A 4061-nucleotide genomic window follows, 5' to 3' on the forward strand; every position below is an offset into this window, starting at 1 on the left:
CGGCGGAGACCACCACGGTGTGGGACACCCCGGGGGTGTTGTCCACGAAATTGGTGATCAGCCAGTTCAGGTTCTGTGCGGCCTGGCTCATCTGAGTCAACTCAACGCTCCTGGTGGTTCGAGCCGCCGAAGAGATCGGTGCTTCGGTTCTGCTGTCCGTTGCCGGACGGGTCTACCTGATCGGGGTCGATCCGGAAGCTTCCGGTGTTTCCCGCGCTGCGGCCCTGCTCCACGCCGCGGCGCAGGTTGGTGAGCCGCCCGCGGACCTCCTCGGGGCTGCGGGAGACCTGCGGCCCTTCCTGCGGAGTGGGCTTGGCGTTGCCCGCCACCAGGTTCTGCTTGGGCACGCGCCGGGGCAGGCCTGCCCCGGTGGTGCCGCCGGAGGCGGGCTCGCGGGTCTGCTCGGCCCGCTGCCAGGCGCCGTCGTTGGGCGACTGCCAGGGGGAGGTCGTCGGGCCGGTCGGGCCGTACCCGCCGAGCCCCGACACGTCGTGGCCGCGCGGTTCGTCGGCCGACGAGGTGTCCTTGGCACCGGCGAACCAGTTCGGGGTCTCGCCACCGGCTCCGCCGTCCGCCGGGGTGGCCGGGGCGGTGAAGCTGCCGCCGGCCAGCTGCTGGCCGGGGCGGCGCTGCGGCAGCCCGGACGGCAGGGTGGCGGCGGGTTCGGCGGCGGGCAGGGCCGGGGGCTCCGGGGCGTACGGGTGGCCGGCGGGGGCCTCCGCGGCCTGCTGGCCGTACTGGTCGCCGCCGTAGCCGTCCTGGTAGCCCTGGTAGTCCTGGCCCTGGTAGTCCTGGCGGCCGTACTGGTCGTCGGCGTAGCCGGACTGCTCGTAGCCCTGCTGCGGGTACTGGCCGTACTGGTCCTGGCCGTACTCGTCCTGCTGGTCGTAGCCCTGCTGGTAGCCGTACTGGTCGTCGGCGTAGCCGGACTGCTCGTAGCCCTGCGGGGCGTACTGGTCGTAGCCCTGCTGGTACTCCTCCTCGACCTCGGCGTCGAGCACCGGCATCTCGGAGGTGTTCGGGCCGCCCTCCAGGGCCGCGGCGCGGCGCACCTGGTCCAGGCGCTGCGAGCGCTGGACGGCCTCCAGCGCCGGGCTGAAGCCGGAGGAGCCGGCCTGGCCGGTGCCGGTCAGGTGGTCGTCGAAGCCCAGCTCGGCGGCGCTGCGCGGGCGGCCGTCGGGCGCCCACTCGGAGGTCGGCTCCTGCTCGGCGAAGATCCGGGAGACGGTGAACTGCTCCTCGGGCTCCGGGGCGGCGTTCGACTGGGTGACGAACGGCGGGAGCATGACCAGCGAGGTGGTCCCGGCGGACTCGCCGGAGGGGCGGAGCTGGACGCGGACGTCGTGCCGCTGGGAGAGCCGGCCGACCACGAAGAGGCCCATGCGGCGGGAGATGGTGGCATCGACGGTCGGCGGCTCGGCCAGCTTCTCGTTGATCTCGGCGAAGTCGTCGGCGGTGAGGCCGATGCCCTTGTCGTGGATCTCGACCAGCACGCGGCCGTCCGGCAGGCGGGTCGCGTTGACCAGGACCCGGGTCTGCGGGCTGGAGAACGAGGTGGCGTTCTCGAGCAGCTCGGCGAGCAGGTGGACGAGGTCGGTCACGGCGGCGCCGACGACCTCGACCTCCGGGATGCCGGACAGCTCGACGCGCTCGTACTGCTCCACCTCGGAGGCGGCGGCGCGGAGCACGTCGACCAGCGGGACCGGGGTGTTCCAGCGGCGGCCGGCCTCCTCGCCCGCGAGGACGAGCAGGTTCTCACCGTTGCGGCGCATACGGGTCGCGAGGTGGTCCAGCTTGAAGAGGTTCTCCAGCTGGTCCGGGTCGGCCTCGTTGTTCTCCAGGTCGGTGATCAGCGCCAGCTGGCGCTGGATCAGGCCCTGGCTGCGGCGCGACAGGTTGGTGAAGATCGCGTTGACGTTCCCTCGCAGCAGGGCCTGCTCGGCGGCGAGCGCCACGGCCTGCTGGTGGACCTGGTCGAAGGCCCGGGCGACCTCGCCGATCTCGTCCTTGCCGTGCAGCGGGATCGCGGCGACGGAGGTGTCGACCCGGTCGGGGTCGGTCTTGGAGAGCTTCTCGACCAGGTCCGGCAGGCGGTGGTCGGCGATCTCCAGGGCCGCGCTGCGCAGGGTGCGCATGCCGAGGATCATCGAGCGGGCGACGTAGCCGGTGAGCAGACCGGCCAGGATCAGCGCCGCGACGACGATGATCGTGTTGAGGACGGCGTCGTAGAGCGCGTTGTCCTTCAGGTTGCGGGAGTCGGTGAGGACGTCGTCCAGCAGGACGACTTCGGTGCTCCGCAGGGCCTGGATGTGGGTGTTGGCGGCCTGGTTCCAGTTGTCCGGGGTCAGACCGGCGCCCTTGGCCTCGGCGTAGGCGGCGTCGGCGGCGGCCTTGCCCTTGCTCTGGCCCTCGGCGGCGGCCTGGCTGTAGGCGGCGCCCAGGGCGAGCAGGCTCTGCATGGTGGGCGCGGAGCCGTTGGGCATCTTGTACGCCGAGCGCTCCTGCGCGGCGGCCTGGGCGACCTGCGCGTCGGAGTACTTCTTGGCGTCCTCGGGGGCGCTACCGGTGTTGAACTCGGTGAGCGACACCTGCTCCAGCTTCTCGGCGACGAGGATCTGCTGGATCATGTCGGAGTTCTCGTACCGGGTGGTGGTCCCGGCGGAGATGCCGACGAGCAGGTGCAGCATCAGCGCGCGCTGCGTCGACGCGGAGGCCTTGGCCAGCGACATCGCGTAGATCGCGCGGCCCTTGCTGGTGGCGTTGGTGGAGCCCATGCCGACCGAGTTGTCGTAGGACAGCAGCGGGGCGAACATCACCGAGTAGGCGCTGGCGGTGGCGCTGGCGAACAGCTCGGGGCCGTACGCGTTGGCGCGCAGGTGCGGCAGGTTGACCACGAGGTTCTCGAAGGCCTCGTGGCGGCGCGGCAGCTCACCGGACTTGTCGGAGGCCGCGTAGGCCGCGTTGTACGCCTTCAGCGCCGTGTCCGTGTCGGACCGGGCCTTGGCGACCAGGCCGGCCGGGTCCTGCTTGGTGAGCAGGGGTATCAGCGTCTTGTCGCGCTCGTTCTCGAGCGCCTCGGCGAGTTCGGTGGCCGCCTTGGCGAGCTCGGCGGTCTTCTCGGCGCGGGAGGCCTTGATGTAGCCGTCGACCGAGGTGTTCACGCGGAGGCCGCCGAAGACGAGACTGATGATCACGGGGATCAGCAGGATCGCGATCAGGCGGGTCGGCACGCGCCAGTTCCGCGGGCGGAGGAAGTCGTAGCGACCGGAGCCGCCGTCGCCGTCCTGGCCGCCGCCCGGCGGTTCCTTGGACGCGGCCGCGGGCTGCAGCACCGGGGAGGCGGGTGAGCGCTCCTCGGTGGGCGTGAACGCGGAGAATCCGGCCGGGTCCTTTGCGGTACCGTTCGGCTCGCTCTGGCGGGGCTCGGAGCGCCGCTGCGGGGCGGGTTGCTGCTTACGCCTCACTCGACAACTACCTCTCGGCCGACTGCCGGCCATGGATCAATCCAGCGCTACCCCCGGGCCCTGGCCCGTCACCGGGTGGGCCGGCACGAGAGCAATCAGGGGTAGCTGGAATTTCAGCACGTGCAGGGATGGGGGACAAACAGCCGTCGGATGGCACCCGCGTCGGCACAATCTGGACATTCACCGACATGCCGGAGCAAAACCGTGGTCATCTGGCGCTGAGTGACGCTAATTCACCACGGAGAGTCACTGTTGATCACAAAATGCCTACCGAACTGTTATCCGCTGCTTATACACGGGTCTTGCGCGGTGCCCCCGGACGACACCGCCCGGTAAGCGCGGCCACCCCGGGGGTCCGTCGCGGTGACGGACCCCCGGGGCGTGCGGCCTGCTCCGCACCCCTCGTCGGCCTCAGCGGAGGCGGGCGAGGAGGGCGTGTTCGACGAGGGTGATGAGGGCGCTCTTGGCGCTGTCGCGCCGGCGGGCGTCGAGGGTGACGACCGGGGTGTCGGCGCTGAGCTGGAGGGCCTCGCGGACCTCGTCGGGGGTGTGGGGCTGGTGTCCGTCGAAGCCGTTGAGGGCGACGACGAAGGGGAG

At 71.3% G+C, this 4061-nt stretch carries 1 protein-coding gene and 2 pseudogenes; all 3 read right to left on the bottom strand.

Annotated elements, in window-relative coordinates:
* Positions 1–136 (bottom strand): annotated as a pseudogene (locus AB0N04_RS38450) (roadblock/LC7 domain-containing protein); the annotation flags it as partial.
* Positions 102–3464, bottom strand: a complete 3363-nt coding sequence (locus AB0N04_RS38455; RefSeq protein ID WP_360223400.1) for a nitrate- and nitrite sensing domain-containing protein — start codon at positions 3462–3464, stop codon at positions 102–104. The pseudogene AB0N04_RS38450 and the gene AB0N04_RS38455, both read right to left, overlap by 35 nt.
* A 411-nt stretch (positions 3465–3875) precedes the next feature.
* Positions 3876–4061, bottom strand: a pseudogene (locus tag AB0N04_RS38460) (ATP-binding protein); the annotation flags it as partial.

Origin of the sequence: Kitasatospora sp. NPDC051702 (assembly GCF_040681575.1) — a bacterium.
In the GTDB taxonomy this organism is placed as follows: domain Bacteria; phylum Actinomycetota; class Actinomycetes; order Streptomycetales; family Streptomycetaceae; genus Kitasatospora.